The sequence below is a fragment of the Clostridium sp. YIM B02555 genome, assembly GCF_022320955.1.
Taxonomy (GTDB): Bacteria; Bacillota; Clostridia; order Clostridiales; family Clostridiaceae; genus Clostridium; species Clostridium saccharoperbutylacetonicum.
This window is the reverse complement of the sequence record NZ_JAKJJY010000014.1, coordinates 86,524-102,667: the sequence shown is the minus strand read 5'-3', so window position 1 is coordinate 102,667 and position 16,144 is coordinate 86,524. Positions and strand designations below refer to the sequence as shown.

18 protein-coding genes are annotated in these 16,144 nt (G+C 30.2%); all 18 read left to right on the top strand.

The window, feature by feature from the left end:
* Position 1 precedes the first annotated feature (1 nt).
* The 18 genes from rpsK (at position 2) to L3B98_RS18135 (ending at position 16,131) form a co-directional block, all read left to right on the top strand.
* The gene (rpsK, locus tag L3B98_RS18220; protein WP_008426625.1) at positions 2 to 397 is read left to right on the top strand and encodes a 30S ribosomal protein S11; all 396 of its coding nucleotides are present in this window, start codon (positions 2 to 4) and stop codon (positions 395 to 397) included.
* 30 nt (positions 398 to 427) lie between these two features.
* A complete protein-coding gene (gene rpsD / locus L3B98_RS18215; RefSeq protein WP_015390360.1) occupies positions 428 to 1,048 on the top strand; it encodes a 30S ribosomal protein S4 in 621 nt (206 codons plus the stop codon).
* Between the two features lie 102 nt (positions 1,049 to 1,150).
* The gene (locus tag L3B98_RS18210; RefSeq protein WP_015390361.1) at positions 1,151 to 2,098 is read left to right on the top strand and encodes a DNA-directed RNA polymerase subunit alpha; all 948 of its coding nucleotides are present in this window, start codon (positions 1,151 to 1,153) and stop codon (positions 2,096 to 2,098) included.
* Positions 2,099 to 2,110: 12 nt separating this feature from the next.
* Positions 2,111 to 2,452: a 50S ribosomal protein L17 gene (gene rplQ, locus L3B98_RS18205; protein ID WP_015390362.1), complete on the top strand. Its 342-nt coding sequence runs from the start codon at positions 2,111 to 2,113 to the stop codon at positions 2,450 to 2,452.
* A 228-nt stretch (positions 2,453 to 2,680) separates the two neighbouring features.
* On the top strand, positions 2,681 to 3,532 hold the full coding sequence (locus tag L3B98_RS18200; protein WP_238917792.1) for an energy-coupling factor transporter ATPase: 852 nt from the start codon (positions 2,681 to 2,683) through the stop codon (positions 3,530 to 3,532).
* The gene (locus tag L3B98_RS18195; protein ID WP_015390364.1) at positions 3,517 to 4,374 is read left to right on the top strand and encodes an energy-coupling factor transporter ATPase; all 858 of its coding nucleotides are present in this window, start codon (positions 3,517 to 3,519) and stop codon (positions 4,372 to 4,374) included. The genes L3B98_RS18200 and L3B98_RS18195 overlap by 16 nt, the downstream gene beginning before the upstream one ends.
* An 18-nt stretch (positions 4,375 to 4,392) precedes the next feature.
* Positions 4,393 to 5,193 carry an energy-coupling factor transporter transmembrane component T gene (locus tag L3B98_RS18190; protein ID WP_238917791.1) on the top strand — a complete coding sequence of 267 codons (801 nt, stop codon included), beginning with the start codon at positions 4,393 to 4,395 and terminating at the stop codon, positions 5,191 to 5,193.
* A 21-nt stretch (positions 5,194 to 5,214) separates the two neighbouring features.
* Positions 5,215 to 5,949, top strand: coding sequence for a tRNA pseudouridine(38-40) synthase TruA (gene truA, locus L3B98_RS18185; RefSeq protein WP_238917790.1), 735 nt, complete (start codon positions 5,215 to 5,217; stop codon positions 5,947 to 5,949).
* A gap of 157 nt (positions 5,950 to 6,106) precedes the next feature.
* Entirely contained in the window at positions 6,107 to 6,541 is a 435-nt protein-coding gene (rplM, locus tag L3B98_RS18180) for a 50S ribosomal protein L13 (RefSeq protein WP_015390367.1), read from the top strand.
* Positions 6,542 to 6,567: 26 nt separating this feature from the next.
* Positions 6,568 to 6,960 carry a 30S ribosomal protein S9 gene (gene rpsI, locus L3B98_RS18175; RefSeq protein ID WP_015390368.1) on the top strand — a complete coding sequence of 131 codons (393 nt, stop codon included), beginning with the start codon at positions 6,568 to 6,570 and terminating at the stop codon, positions 6,958 to 6,960.
* A gap of 233 nt (positions 6,961 to 7,193) precedes the next feature.
* Positions 7,194 to 7,856, top strand: a complete 663-nt coding sequence (cwlD, locus tag L3B98_RS18170; protein ID WP_015390369.1) for an N-acetylmuramoyl-L-alanine amidase CwlD — start codon at positions 7,194 to 7,196, stop codon at positions 7,854 to 7,856.
* Positions 7,857 to 8,170: 314 nt separating this feature from the next.
* Complete coding sequence (locus tag L3B98_RS18165; protein WP_238917789.1) at positions 8,171 to 9,013, top strand: fumarate hydratase; 843 nt, start codon at positions 8,171 to 8,173, stop codon at positions 9,011 to 9,013.
* A 110-nt stretch (positions 9,014 to 9,123) separates the two neighbouring features.
* Positions 9,124 to 9,687: a Fe-S-containing hydro-lyase gene (locus L3B98_RS18160; protein ID WP_238917788.1), complete on the top strand. Its 564-nt coding sequence runs from the start codon at positions 9,124 to 9,126 to the stop codon at positions 9,685 to 9,687.
* Between the two features lie 84 nt (positions 9,688 to 9,771).
* Positions 9,772 to 10,521 carry a hypothetical protein gene (locus L3B98_RS18155; RefSeq protein WP_238917787.1) on the top strand — a complete coding sequence of 250 codons (750 nt, stop codon included), beginning with the start codon at positions 9,772 to 9,774 and terminating at the stop codon, positions 10,519 to 10,521.
* Between the two features lie 45 nt (positions 10,522 to 10,566).
* Positions 10,567 to 11,259 carry a response regulator transcription factor gene (locus L3B98_RS18150; RefSeq protein WP_015390373.1) on the top strand — a complete coding sequence of 231 codons (693 nt, stop codon included), beginning with the start codon at positions 10,567 to 10,569 and terminating at the stop codon, positions 11,257 to 11,259.
* The gene (locus L3B98_RS18145) at positions 11,231 to 12,583 is read left to right on the top strand and encodes a HAMP domain-containing sensor histidine kinase (RefSeq protein WP_077359810.1); all 1,353 of its coding nucleotides are present in this window, start codon (positions 11,231 to 11,233) and stop codon (positions 12,581 to 12,583) included. Before L3B98_RS18150 ends, L3B98_RS18145 begins: the two co-directional genes overlap by 29 nt.
* A 198-nt stretch (positions 12,584 to 12,781) precedes the next feature.
* Entirely contained in the window at positions 12,782 to 15,010 is a 2,229-nt protein-coding gene (locus tag L3B98_RS18140; RefSeq protein ID WP_238917786.1) for a ribonucleoside-diphosphate reductase subunit alpha, read from the top strand.
* A gap of 86 nt (positions 15,011 to 15,096) precedes the next feature.
* On the top strand, positions 15,097 to 16,131 hold the full coding sequence (locus L3B98_RS18135) for a ribonucleotide-diphosphate reductase subunit beta (protein ID WP_015390376.1): 1,035 nt from the start codon (positions 15,097 to 15,099) through the stop codon (positions 16,129 to 16,131).
* The last annotated feature ends 13 nt before the right edge of the window (positions 16,132 to 16,144 follow it).

The following is a 16,144-nucleotide window of genomic DNA, read 5'->3' as shown; positions in this document are numbered from 1 at the left end:
AATGGCAGCTAAAGCAGTTAAGAAGACTAGAAGAAAAAAAGAAAGAAAGAATGTTGAGCATGGTGCTGCACACATTAAGTCAACTTTTAATAATTCTATAGTTACTTTAACAGATGCAGTAGGAAATGCTTTATCATGGTCAAGTGCTGGAGCACTAGGCTTTAGAGGATCAAGAAAAAGCACACCATTTGCAGCACAAATGGCAGCAGAAACTGCAGCTAAAGTAGCAATGGAACATGGCTTGAAAAGCATAGAAGTTTATGTTAAAGGACCTGGTTCTGGAAGAGAAGCAGCTATAAGATCCTTACAAGCAGCAGGTTTAGAAGTAACTTTAATTAAAGATGTTACTCCAATTCCACATAATGGTTGTAGACCACCAAAGAGAAGAAGAGTCTAATATAATCGTAGTAATAGGAGGTGTAATTTAATGGCAAGATATACTGGCGCTACATGTAGATTATGTAGAAGAGAAGGTATGAAACTTTTCCTTAAAGGTGATAGATGTTTTACAGATAAATGTGCTTTTGTAAGAAGAAGCTATGCACCAGGACAACATGGAGCTAGCAAGAAGAAGTTATCAAACTATGGTGTTCAATTAAGAGAAAAGCAAAAAGCAAGAAGAATTTATGGCGTTTTAGAAAGCCAATTTAGAACATATTATGAAAAAGCTGAGCATATTAAAGGTATAACAGGTGAAAACTTACTTAGATTACTAGAAATGAGACTTGATAATGTAATTTATAGATTAGGTTATGGTGCATCAAGAAGTGAAGCAAGACAATTAGTAACTCACGGGCATTTCTTAGTAAATGGTAAGAAGGTTGACATTTGTTCATACCATGTTGCAGTTAATGATGTGATTACAGTATGTGATAAAAGTAGATCAAGTGAGAAATTTAAGACTTTTGTTGAAAATCCAAAAACTTTACCAAAATGGTTAGAAGCTAATGTTGATAACTATGAAGGAAAAGTAGTTGCAGAGCCATCAAGAGAAGATATAGATGTGCCTGTTAATGAAACACTTATTGTTGAGTTATATAGTAAATAGTATATTTATATTTGTTAGAGAAATTTATCACAATATATGCAAATATAGAATCAGTTGCCCTCATAATAAGGTTGCCATTTATAAAATAAGGAGGGTTTGTCAATGTTAGAAATCGAAAAGCCAATAATAGAATGTATAGAAGCTAATGAAGATGGTACTTATGGTAAGTATGTTGTTGAACCACTTGAAAGAGGATATGGTATTACATTAGGAAATGCCTTAAGAAGAATATTATTATCTTCTCTTCCAGGAGTTGCTACAACCTCTGTCAAAATTGATGGAGTACTTCATGAGTTTTCTACTGTTCAAGGGGTTAAAGAAGATGTTACAGAATTAATTCTTAACATTAAATCATTAGCTCTTAGAATGAGTGGTGAAGGTCCAAAGGTTATTTATATTGATGCTAAAGGACCTGGAGAAGTTACTGGAGCAGATATAAAGACTGATGGAGATGTTGAGGTTGTTAATAAGGATCTACATATTGCAACTTTAGACAACGATGGAAGACTTTATATGGAATTAACAGTTAATAAAGGAAGAGGTTATGTTACTCAAAATAAAAATAAGAGTGATGAATTACCTATTTCAGCTATAGCGGTTGATTCTATTTATACACCAGTAAAAAGAGTTAATTTTACTGTTGACAATACAAGAGTTGGTCAAATTACTGATTATGATAAATTAACTTTAGAAATTTGGACTAATGGTACTATAAAAATAGATGAAGCTATTAGTTTATCAGCAAAAATACTTATTGAACACTTTAAATTATTCATGTCATTAACAGATAATACTAATGATGTTGAAATAATGATAGAAAAAGAAGACGATAAAAAAGAAAAAGTCCTAGAAATGACTGTAGAAGAACTTGACTTATCAGTTAGATCATATAACTGTTTAAAGAGAGCCGGAATTAATACAGTCCAAGAACTTGCTACAAAATCTATGGATGATATGATGAAAGTAAGGAATCTAGGAAAGAAATCTTTAGAAGAAGTTGAAAGAAAGCTTAAAGAATTAGGTTTAGCCCTAAAACTAAGCGAGGAGTAAGGAGGTAAATCCATGGCAGGTTATCGTAAGTTAGGTCTTCCTACAGACCAAAGAAAAGCTATGTTAAGAAATCTTGTTACTAGTCTATTAAAGCATGGTAAAATTGAAACAACTGAAACAAGAGCTAAAGAAACTAGATCAATAGCAGAAAAAATGATTACTCTTGGTAAAAGAGGAGATCTTCATGCTAGAAGACAAGTCTTATCTTATGTTCAAGAAGAATTAGTTGTTAAGAATTTATTTGATAATGTAGCTCCTAAGTATGCTGAAAGAAATGGCGGATATACAAGAATGATTAAAAAAGGTCCTAGAAGAGGGGACGGAGCTGAGATAGTAATACTTGAATTAGTATAATAATACTAATGGGGGATTAAGTTTGTACTTAACCCCCTTTTTTAGTATAGAAAATTATAATATGAGGTTTAGTATATTCTAGAGAAGTTTTATTTTATATTAATTTTTTGTTGAATGTGTTGATTTTTACGATATAATAGAAATAATTAATCAAACGCTTAGTTAATTAATTGATGTATGAGACTTTTGCATAATGTATTAACAATAAATTATCTTGGAGGATAAGAGATGAGTAATGAAATGATAAAATGCACAAATGTGTCTTTTAAATATATTAAGGACTCAGAAGGAGATAAAAAGGAAAAATATGCAGTTAAAGATGTTGATTTAGAAGTTAAAAAGGGTGAATTTTTAGTTATATTAGGCCATAATGGATCTGGTAAGTCAACGATGGCTAAACATATGAATGCATTAGTGATCCCAACAGAAGGGACTGTGGTTGTGGATGGGCTTGATACCAAAGAACCTAAAAATGTTTGGGATATAAGATCTAAAGCTGGAATGGTATTTCAGAATCCAGATAATCAGTTAGTTGCAACAATAGTTGAAGAAGATGTAGCTTTCGGTCCTGAGAATTTAGGGGTTGAACCATCACAGATAAGGGTAAGAGTTGATGAAAGCTTGGAGAAGGTTGGAATGAGCAAATATAAGAGACATGCACCACATCTTTTATCAGGAGGCCAAAAACAAAGAGTTGCTATAGCAGGAATACTTGCAATTCAGCCTGAATGCATAATCTTTGACGAGCCTACAGCTATGTTAGATCCTATTGGAAGAAAAGAAGTTCTGAAAACTATAAAAGAACTTAATAAGAAACATGGAATTACTATAATACTAATTACACATTATATGGATGAAGCAGCACAAGCAGATAGGATTATAGTAATGGATGGTGGAAGTGTCAAGATGGAGGGGACTCCGAAAGAAATTTTCCCAAGAGTAGAGCATATGAAAAAGATAGGGTTAGATGTTCCACAGGTTACTGAGTTAGCTTATGAATTGAAAAAAGCTGGCATAGATATCAATGAAAAAATATTAAATGTAGATGAGATGGTGAATGAATTATGTCAATTAAAATAGAAAATTTAACACATATATACATGCCCAAAAGTCCATTTGAAAAGGTAGCATTGGATGATGTGAGTTTAGAAATAAAAGATGGGGAGTTTGTGGCTTTAATCGGACATACAGGATCAGGAAAATCAACTTTAATTCAACATTTTAACGGATTGCTAGAGGCTACTAGTGGAAAAATAATTGTTGATGGAATTGATATTACAGATAAAAAAGTTAAATTAGCAGATGTAAGAAAAAAGGTGGGCTTGGTATTTCAATATCCAGAGTATCAAATTTTTGAAGAGACAATTGCTAAGGACATTGAATTTGGACCTAAAAATTTAGGGCTCTCCAATGAAGAAATTCATGAAAGAGTAATTAAAGCTATGGAGATGGTTGGTTTAGATTATGAAACCTATAAAGATAGATCACCATTTGACTTAAGTGGTGGACAGAAGAGAAGAGTTGCTATTGCTGGAGTTGTGGCAATGCAACCTACTACATTAATATTAGATGAACCAACAGCTGGATTGGATCCCAAAGGTAGAGATGATATATTAGAGCAAATAAGTAAATTGCATAAAGATTATAATATGACAGTGATTATAGTAAGTCATAGCATGGAAGATGTTGCTAAGATTGCTGAAAGAATTATAGTAATGAATAGTGGTAAAGTTGCACTGCAAGGAGTTCCAGGAGAGGTTTTTAAAGAAGTAGATACACTAGAAAAAATAGGTCTTGGTGTTCCCCAAGTGACATATTTAGCTAGGGAATTAAGGAAAAAAGGTTTTAATATTTCAGAGAATATATTCACAATAGAAGAGGCCAAAAAAGAACTTTTGTCTATTTTAAAAGTGAAACATTAAGGAGGAATAGATGAAACTATGTTAAAAAATATTACGATAGGACAATACTTACCAGGAGAGTCATTTATACACAAGTTAGACCCTAGAACAAAAATATTAATATCAATACTATTTATTGTATGTTTGTTTATTATCAATAAATTTATAGGATATATTGTTATTGTTGCGTTTTTATTGGCAATAATACTAATAGCAAAGATACCATTTAGATTCATTTTTAATGGATTAAAGCCAATTTTTTTATTGGTAGCATTAACCGCAATTTTAAATATATTTATGATTAGAGGAACAGAGGGAACAGAAATTTTTAGTATAGGTTTTTTGAAGGCCTATCCAGAAGGGTTAAGCACTGCCGCGTTTATGGCTATTCGATTAATTTTATTGATTATAGGGACTTCATTATTAACATTAACGACATCCCCTATTGAACTAACTGATGGTATAGAAAAATTACTTAAGCCAATTGGGAAGGAAATAGCACATGAATTAGCCATGATGATGACAATAGCATTAAGATTTATACCTACATTAATTGATGAAACAGATAAAATAATGAAAGCTCAAAAAGCTAGAGGGGCTGATTTTGAATCAGGTGGAATTATTAAAAAGGCTAAAAGTTTAGTACCACTACTTGTACCTTTATTTATTAGTTCATTTAGAAGGGCAGATGAACTCGCAATGGCAATGGAAGCTAGAGGATATAGAGGTGGATCAGGACGAACTAGAATGAAAGTATTGAAGTTTTCATATAGGGATATGATCGCTTGGGGAATATTTGTTGTGCTAATTTTGTGGTGTGTAATGGTTAGGTTTATATAATTTAAGATTAAGAGGATATAAATGCGAAATATAAAATTATTAATTGAATTCGATGGAAGTAATTTCTCTGGATGGCAAAGGCAGCCGAAGGGACGAACAGTTCAGAATGTTATTGAGGTGGCCATATCAAAAGCTACAGGGGAACAGATTATGATTAATGGGAGTTCTAGGACTGATGCTGGTGTTCATGCAAGAGAAATGGTAGCAAATTTTTTTACAAATAGCACAATCCCAGGAGAAAAGTTTAGAGAAGCTTTAAATACAAGATTACCTAATGATGTATCTATAATTAAATCAGAAGAAGTTGATGATAGTTTTCATGCTAGATATTCATCTAAAGGAAAAACATATTCTTATACAATTGTGAATAGAGAAGAAAGATTATCATTAGGATATCAGTATCTATATCAGTATAAATATAAATTGGATATTAATGAAATGAAAAAAGCATGTAAATATTTTATTGGAAGCCATGATTTTAGAGCATTTATGTCTCCTGGAAGTTCTGCAAAAACAACTGTACGAGATATTAAAGAACTTTTTATAGAAGAAGATGGAGACAGAATAAAAATAATCATAACAGCAGATGGATTTTTATATAACATGGTAAGAATAATAGTAGGCACATTATTAAAGGTGGGGAATGGCAGATTAAATGCTGATGAAATAGAAGAAATAATTATAGAAGGAAATAGAAAAAAGGCTGGTATGTGTATACCGCCTAATGGATTAATATTAGAAAAAGTTTTTTATTAAATGGCAAAAAAATGTTGACACGCCCGTGTGCGTGTATTATAATTAGTTTTGTTTGTTAAATAATTTATGTATATAAGATCCACTAGCCCCGGGTCTTGACATAAAAACTTTTACTTTAGAAAGTAAAAAATAAATGTAAGTTCAGGGAGGGAAACAGATGAAATCATACATTGCTAAAGCAAGTGAAATCGAAAGAAAATGGTATGTAGTTGATGCTGCTGGTAAACCACTAGGAAGAGTTGCTAGCCAAATTGCTTCAATTTTAAGAGGAAAGAATAAACCAACATTTACACCAAATGTGGACTGCGGAGATTTCGTTATTGTAATTAATGCAGAGAAGGTTGTTTTAACTGGTAAGAAGTTAGATCAAAAATTAATGAGAAAACATAGTCTTTACCCAGGTGGATTAAAGGAAACTCCTTATAGAGTAGTGTTAGACAAGAAACCTGAATTCGCTTTTGAAGAAGCTGTTAGAAGAATGCTTCCAAACGGTGTATTAGGAAGACAAATGTTAAAGAAATTAAACGTATATAGAGGTGCTGAACATAATCATGCAGCTCAAAAACCAGAAGTACTAGAATTAAGATACTAATACGATCTCGGGAGGAGGAATAAGAAATGGCAAAAGTTCAATACATGGGAACTGGAAGAAGAAAGAAATCAGTTGCAAGAGTAAGACTTGTACCAGGAAATGGTAACGTAGTTGTAAATAATAGAGAAATAGAAAACTTTTTTGGTTTAGAAACTTTAAGAGTTATTGTAAACCAACCATTAGTTTTAACTGGAACTAAAGATAAGTTTGACGTTTTAGTAAATGTTCACGGTGGTGGATTTACAGGTCAAGCAGGAGCTATCAGACATGGTATAGCTAGAGCATTAGTTAAATCTGATGAAGCTTTAAAATCAGATTTAAAGAAGGCTGGTTTCTTAACTAGAGATCCAAGAATGAAGGAAAGAAAGAAATACGGTCTTAAAGCAGCAAGAAGAGCTCCACAATTCTCAAAAAGATAGTATTTGGAGTATATGCAATCTCACAAACGCAATGTTTGTGGGATTTTTTTATTTATAATACTATCATGCAATAGGGAGTATGCAAAAATCCAAGAAAGAATATTGTGCTTATGGATAAAAAAATATAAGAATGAACAAATAAATATTAAAATTGATATAAGAATCTGAATAATTAAGGTTGTATAGCAAACAATAATTTATATAGTCTTAAAATAGTTTGGAGGAATAACTTTATGAAAATCAAAAATGTAGTAGTACTATTTTTTTTATTTCTTTTTATATTTGAAGTGCCTATTAAGGCGAATTCAGATGAAAAAAAGCAAAAGGGAATAATATTAGTAGATCCAGGGCATGGTGGAATAGACGGAGGAGCAAGGTCTAAAAATGGTACAATTGAGAAAGAGATTAATTTATCAATTTCTAAGAAGCTAAAATCTCAATTAGAGGAAAGTGGATATACAGTATATATGACTAGAGAAGAGGATTTACAATTAGACTCTAAAAAGGTTAAAGATTTAAATGCACGATGCAAAATGAAGAAAGATACTAAATGTGATATTTTTATATCTATACATCAAAATATGTTTCCACAAGCAAGCTGTTATGGAGCTCAAGTTTGGTATTCCTCTAATGATTGCAGTAAAATCTTAGCAGAAGGAATTCAATCTTCACTAAGAGAAGTTATAGATGATAATAATAAAAGAATTCCTAAAGCTGCTAAAGATCAATATAGGATATTAAGAGATGGATATGAAGGCGCATGTGTTCTAGTGGAATGTGGATTTTTATCAAATTATAAGGAAGAAGAAAAATTGAAGAAGGATGAGTATCAAGGTAAGATTGCTGAAGGTATAACTAATGCCGTTAATATTTATTTTGAAAATAAGAATAGTTAATTTGGAGGTTTTATATTAATAGGCATGATTTTACTGCTGTTTCATAGTAATTAGAGAAATTAAGGATTTTAGTTATAGGTTACCAAGCATAAGAAAATTACAGTAGAGAAATAGATTAATATAGTGAATTTTAATATAGAAATCATAGAGTTAAAAAAATAGTATAATAAATAAATTTATTATAGGGTTGTAAATAATAAAAAATAATTTTAAACTTATTATAGTAATGAAAGAACACTTTTTGAGTGTGGAATGCAGTTATATTATTATTTTCATTACTATAACTTAAGCAATGAGCAAAAGGAGCTGTAGAAATGAGAGAAATTAATGTTGAGCTTGTTAGAGAGGCTGTGAGAAAATTATCTATAGAAGCCAATTATTTTTTAGGGGCAGATATTAAAGAGGCATTAGAGAAAGCTAAGAATGAAGAAACATGGAAGTTAGCAGAAGAGGTTTTAGATAAAATAATTATTAATTCAGAAATTGCATGTAATGAAGAGATGCCTATGTGTCAAGATACAGGTATGGCATGTGTTTTTGTAGAGATAGGACAAGATGTGCATTTAATTGGAGGAAGCCTTGAAGATGCGATTAATGAGGGAGTACGCAGAGGATATGAGGAAGGGTTTTTAAGAAAATCAGTTGTTGGAGATCCAATTAGAAGAGTTAATACAAAGGATAACACACCAGCTATAATTTATTATGATATTACAGAAGGAGATAAAATCAAAATTACGTTAGCTCCAAAAGGTTTTGGATCAGAGAATATGAGTAAAATTGGGATGCTAAAACCTTCAGATGGGTTAGAGGGAGTTAAAAAATTTATAATAGATACAGTTAAGGCAGCAGGCCCAAATCCATGTCCACCAATGATTATAGGAGTCGGAATAGGTGGAACATTTGATAAAGCTGCTTATTTGGCTAAAAAGGCATTACTTAGGCCTATTAATATAAGAAACAAAGATAACTTTTATGAAGATTTAGAGAATGAATTATTGATAAAAATAAATGAATTAGGAATTGGTCCGCAAGGATTTGGTGGTAGGACTACTGCTTTGGGTCTAAATATTGAAACTTATCCTACTCATATTGCAGGATTGCCAGTTGCAGTAAATATTAATTGTCATGCTACCAGACATAAAGAAGTTGTATTATAAATATAGAAGTTTAGATTTTTTAAATTATGGAACATTTTGAATTAGTAAAGATTTGAGTGATCTTAGTTATAGATTAAGAATACTTATTATATTGTTTGGAGGAAAAAAGGATGGAAGTTAGATTACAAACGCCTCTTACAGAAGATAAAATACTAAACTTAAAAGCAGGGGATAGTGTATTATTAAGTGGAGTAATTTACTCAGCTAGAGATGCAGCGCATAAAAGATTAATTGATTTATTAGTTGAGGGGAAAGAGTTGCCGTTAGATATAAAGGATGAAACTATATATTATGTTGGACCATCTCCAGCGAAACCAGGAAAGGTGATAGGATCAGCAGGTCCTACAACAAGTTATAGAATGGATGCATATGCACCAACATTGATGGATTTGGGACTAAGAGGTATGATAGGTAAGGGTGCAAGAAATGGTGAAGTAATTGATGCAATTAAAAGAAATAAGGCAATTTATTTTGGAGCAATTGGCGGTGCTGCCGCACTGATAGGGAAAAGTATAATTAAATCTGAAATAATTGCATATGAGGATTTAGGCGCAGAAGCGATAAGATGCATGGAAGTTAAAGATATGCCATTAGTTGTTATCATTGATTCAAAGGGAAATAATCTTTATGAAATTGGACAAAAACAATATTTAGATTCAATAAATAAAGAATAAGAGCTTTTAAATAGTTTAAAATTATTTACATAGTTATATTATCAAGTAAACTTGAGCTTAGCTTGTACCTAAAAGGAGAATTTTATGGGCAGAATTCAATTACCAGGAAAAGAAAAAAATAAAAAAATATTATTAGTTATTTTAGTATTAGTAGCACTGGGAATAATATTTCATGAAAAAATTGGGAATATATATAATTCAAATTCTAAAAATAATGGGCAAGAGGAAATGCTAACTCCAACTAAAATAGAAGAAGCAGATTCTGTCATCAATACGACTAAAAAAGAGGATGTTGAAGTTAAGAACAATGATGCTGAAAATAAGAATGCTAAAGATAGCACTTCGACTGAAGAAAATGAATTATATAATGAAGCATATAATTTATTTTTTGCCCATGAATATGAAAAGTCAATTAATAAAGCAAAGTCTATTATAGATAAATTCCCGAGTAGTGCGAAAGGATATAATATAATGGGAATTTCAAAGGCTTATAATGGAGATTATGATGGAGCTATGAAAGATATAGATAAAGCATTAAGTATTAATGCTAGTTATGGCTATGCACGCTTTAATAAAGCGTTAACATATGAACTGTTTGGGAAAATGGATGAGGCATTAGAATGGTATAATAAGGATTTAGAAATTGAGAATTATGTTTGGAGCTACTATGGAATAGCATCTATTTATGGAAGAAAAGGTGATGTTAAAAATACTATGGTAAATTTAAATAAAGCAATACAATTAGATGTAGGAGTGAAGGAAGTAGCAAAGACAGAACATGACTTTGATCCAGTAAAGGATTCAGAAGAATTTAAAAAAGAGATATATAATTAATGAAAATATAATGTAAAGAGTGAGTAGAAGTTGGGAGGACTTGATGTGTTTAATGTATTAGTTGTTGATGATGAAAAGGAAATACGAGATGCAATAGAAATATACTTGAGAGGTGAGAATTGGAAGGTATTTAAAGCTCAAGATGGAATAGAAGCTTTAGATATTCTTGAACAAGAAAAAATACATTTGATTATATTGGATATCATGATGCCTAGACTTGATGGAATAAGAACATGTTTAAAAATACGAGAAAAGCAAAATTTACCTATAATAATGTTATCTGCAAAAGGAGAAGATTCAGATAAGATATTAGGTTTAAATGTAGGCGCAGATGATTATATAACAAAACCATTTAATCATTTAGAATTGGTAGCAAGAGTAAAATCACAATTAAGGAGATATGAAAAGCCTCTAAGTGTTGAAGAGGGTAAGGACATAATTACAGTTAAAGACTTAGTTATAGATACTATTGCGAAAAAAATCACTTTACGTGGAGAGGAAATTAAAGTGACAGCAACAGAATATAAAATACTTCATTTATTAGCATCAAATTTAGGGAAAGTTTTCTCAATAAAAGAAATATACGAAAATGTATGGGAAGAAATATTTTATAAGAGTGAAAATACTGTAACAGTACATATTAGAAGAATAAGAGAAAAAATAGAAATAAACACAAAAGAGCCTGAGTATATTAAGGTGGTGTGGGGAATTGGGTATAAGATTGAAAAGGAAGATTAAAATATATTTTAGTAGTATTTATCTTATTGATGTAATATTAATAGCGTTGAGTACTCTAATTTTACTTTCAAACTTGGGAGATTATATTCAAGTAAATAGAATACAACATGATTTAGCAATTAACAGAGTCAATAGAGATAAAATAGAATTAATTATATTAATAGCTATTGATTTAGTTTTTATGTTAAAGATAATTTGGATAGTTCGGATTAATCCTAAAAATCCAAAGGTACAGTCTCGTATTATTAGTAATATGATTTTTGTAATAAAAAATGGATTTCTTTATAAAGAAACAAGAAGCACGTTAATAGTATCGATATTGTTAGTATTGGTATTATTGATTGCTTACCTATATTTTCTTGCAACAGGAGGATATGAGAATAATATTTTTGTTAAGTTTTTTCAGACATATCCATTTAAAGGAACTATTTTTGTAATTATAATTATATTTTTAACTATGATGTATGCATTGAAAAAAACATTAGATATAATTGTTGTTAATGAAGCTCTTAGGCGAGTAGGACAAGGAAACTTAGATAAAGATATAAAGTTAGATGGTTCGCAAGCAATAAGAGAATTGGCTGAAAATATTAATTTAATTAAGGCGGGATACAAAGAGATTTTAGAAAATGGGGTTCGTAATGAAAAATTGAAGACTGAACTAATATCTAATGTATCTCATGATTTAAAAACACCATTAACTTCAATAATAAATTATGTAAATATACTGAAGAATGGTGAAATAACTGAAGAAGAAAGGGAAGAATATTTATCTATATTAGAAAGAAAATCTCTGCGATTAAAAGTTTTAATTGAAGATTTGTTTGAAATGTCAAAAATCAATAGTGGTAAAATTAAATTAAATAGGGATCTAATAGACATAGTATCATTGATACATCAAAATATAGGTGAATATAGTACTTTATATGAAGAAAAAAATATCTCATTTAAGGTAACAAGTCAGCAGGATGCAGTATATATGGAGCTCGACGGTAAGATGATGTCTAGAGCGTTAGAAAACATTATAATTAATGCCTTAAAGTATTCTTTAGATAATACCAGAGTCTATGTCGATATAAATATAGAAGATAATTACCTCAAAATAGGAGTAAAAAATATTGCAAGTTATGAAATGCAATTTAATGATGATGAAATGTTTGAACGCTTTGCTAGAGGCGATAAATCAAGAAATTCAAAAGTTGAAGGGTCTGGATTGGGGCTTGCAATAACTAAAAGTATAATTGAACTTCATGATGGAGAAGTAAAAATAAAAAAAGAAGGAGATATGTTTAAAATTTATTTGATCCTCCCTCTTAAAAAATAAAAATTATTAATTAAGAAAATGTATCTATTAAGTAGTTTATCTGCATAAAATGAAAGATTAACTACTTTTTGCATATATATTAACAAATTTTAGAGTTTTACAACTATCTCTCTAGCAACTATAATATACAATATATTGTATGATGGGAATGAATTTGTGCACTAAAAGCACTATATATAGGTAGGGAGGAAATTAGTAATGTCTATTTTAAATCAATTATGTAAGGATGCTATTAATGCAATTAAAGGTAATGAGGGGATTTATACTGAGGAAAAATTATTAAAAGCAATAACTCATATTGTTAGGGATGGAATGAATGATAATGAAATAAGGAGATGCTTAATTCAAGCAACATTAGAACTTACAAATGATAAGGAACCTAATTGGCAAAATATTGCAGCCAAAATGTATACGTACGAGTTATATGACAAAATTAAAAATATTAGAAAAGCAGATAATGATAATTTATATAGTAATTATTATGAATTTATTAAAGAGCTAACAGAAAAAGGTCTTTATGGAGAATATATTCTTGAAAATTATTCAAAAGAGAATATTTTAGAATTAGAAAAAGAAATAAAACCTGAGAGGGATTTTTTATTTAATTATAGTGGAATAAATCTTTTAGCTAGTAGATATTTAGTTCAGGACTACGATAGAAATCCTATAGAGCTTCCACAGCAAATGTTTATGGGAATAGCTATGCACTTGGCAATTAGTGAGAATCAAGAAAATAGAGTTTATTGGGCAAAAAGATTTTATAATGTTTTAAGTTCATTAAAAGCTACTATGGCAACACCAACTATGTCAAATGCAAGGAAACCATTTTATCAATTAAGCTCATGCTTTATAGATACTGTAGAGGATAGTTTAGATGGAATATATAAATCACTGGACAGTTTTGCTAAAATATCAAAATTTGGTGGTGGAATGGGAATCTATATGGGAAAGATTCGAGCATTAGGAGCTCCAATTAGAGGCTTCAAGGGAGCATCTGGTGGTGTAATACCATGGGTAAAGCTATTTAATGATACTGCAATAGCTGTAGATCAGTTAGGGGTAAGAAATGGTTCGGTTGCTGTATGGCTTGATGCTTGGCATAAGGATATTCCAGAATTTTTACAAATAAGAGCTAACAATGGAGATGATAGAAAGAAAGCTCATGATGTATTTCCTGGGGTTTGTTATCCTGATTTATTTTGGAAACTTGCAGAAAATGATATAGATGCTAATTGGTATATGATGTGTCCTCATGAGATTAAAACTGTAAAAGGATATGCTTTAGAAGATTTTTATGGTTCTGAATGGGAAGAAAAATACTATGAATGTGTAAATGATGAGAGAATAGAAAAGAGAGTAATAACAGTAAAAGAATTGGTTAGATTGATAATAAGAAATGTAGCTGAAACAGGAACACCATTTGCTTTTTACAGAGATACTGCTAATAAAATGAATCCTAATAAACATAAAGGTATTATATATTCTTCAAATTTATGTTCTGAAATTATGCAAAATATGAGTTCTATGAAGATAGAAAAGAGTGAAACTATAAAGGTTGGAGATGAATATGTTGTAGTTGAAAAAGTGGTTCCAGGGGATTTCGTTGTTTGTAATCTTTCTTCTATTGTACTTGGAAATGTAGATGTTCGTAATGATGAAGAATTGGAATATGTTGTAGAAACACAAATAAGAGCTATGGATAATGTTATAGATTTAAATTATTATTCTGTTCCTTTTGCAGAAGTTACTAACAAAAAATACAGAGCTATAGGACTTGGAACAAGTGGATATCATCATATGCTTGCAAATAATAAAATACAATGGACAGAGCAGGAACATAAGAGATTTGCTGATAAGGTTTATGAAAAAATAAATTATTATGCAATAAAATCAAGTATGAAGATTGCTAAGGAAAAAGGTTCATATGAGTTATTTAAAGATTCTGATTGGGATAATGGTGATTATTTCGAATTAAGAAATTATAATAGTAAAGAATGGGATGAACTTAGAGAAGAAGTACATGAAGCTGGAATGAGAAATGGCTATTTAATAGCAGTTGCACCAAATGGTTCAACAGCAACTATAGCAGGAACCTCTGAAGGTATTGATCCTGTAATGTCTAGATTTTATTTTGAAGAAAAGAAGGGCAGTATAATTCCCAAAACAGCACCAAATCTTTCAGAAGATAATTATTGGTACTATAACTCAGCTTATACTATAGATCAAGCAATATCAGTTGAAATAAATGGAATACGTCAAAGGCATATAGATCAAGGCCAATCATTTAATTTGTATATTACTAATAGTTATACTACAAGACAAATTATGAATTTATATATAGAAGCTTGTAAGTGCGGAGTTAAATCAATTTACTATGTTAGATCAAAATCACTTGAAGTAAATGAATGTGAAACTTGCTCAGCTTAATCAATGAATAAAATATTATGTTTTTGCATGACTTGCTTGCTAGTAAATGAATATGATTGTTGTATATAAGGAGATGTATTAAGAATATGAATATTAACAAAAAACCTCTTTTTAATGAGTTTGGAGATAGAGATGTCAGTAAAAAAAGAATTATAAACGGAAATACTACTAATTTGAATGATTTTAATAATATGAAGTACAATTGGGCATCAGATTGGTATAGACAAGGTATGAATAATTTTTGGATTCCTGAAGAAATTAACCTTTCACAAGATTTAAAAGATTATCAAAATTTATTAGAAGAAGAAAGAACTGCTTATGATAAAATATTATCTTTTTTAATATTTTTGGATTCAGTTCAGACTGCTAATTTGAGCAATATAAATAATTATATAACAGCAAGTGAAATCAATCTTTGTTTAACAATTCAAAGTTTTCAAGAGGCAGTACATTCTCAAAGTTATAGTTATATGCTTGATAGTATTTGTTCTCCAGAAGAAAGAAATGAAATACTTTATCAGTGGAAAGATGATGAGATACTATTAAGAAGAAATAAATTCATAGGAGATTTGTATAATGAATTTATAAATGATCCTACTGATAGCAATTTGTTAAGAACGCTTATGGCTAACTATATCTTAGAAGGAATATATTTTTACTCTGGTTTTATGTTCTTTTACAATTTAGAGAGAAATGGAAAGATGCCAGGTTCAGCCCAAGAAATTAGGTATATTAATAGAGATGAGAATACTCATCTCTGGTTATTTAGAAATATAATAAAGGAATTGCGTAATGAAAATCCTCAATTGTTTACCCGGGAAATAAAAGAAGAGTTAAGACAAATGATGAAAAGTGGAGTAGAGCAGGAAATTTTGTGGGGACATTATGTTATAGGAGATAAAATACAAGGAATAAATAAAAAATTAATAGAGGATTATATAAAATATTTAGGAAACAAAAGATTGAAAGACATTAATTTAGAACCATTATTTGAAGAATATAATGAAAACCCTGCTGCATGGGTAGATAATCTATCTAATGCCAATTTTGTTAAGACAGATTTCTTTGAAGCAAAGTCTACAGCCTACGCAAAATCAGCTAGTTTAGTGGATGATTTGTAAATGATGGTAAAAA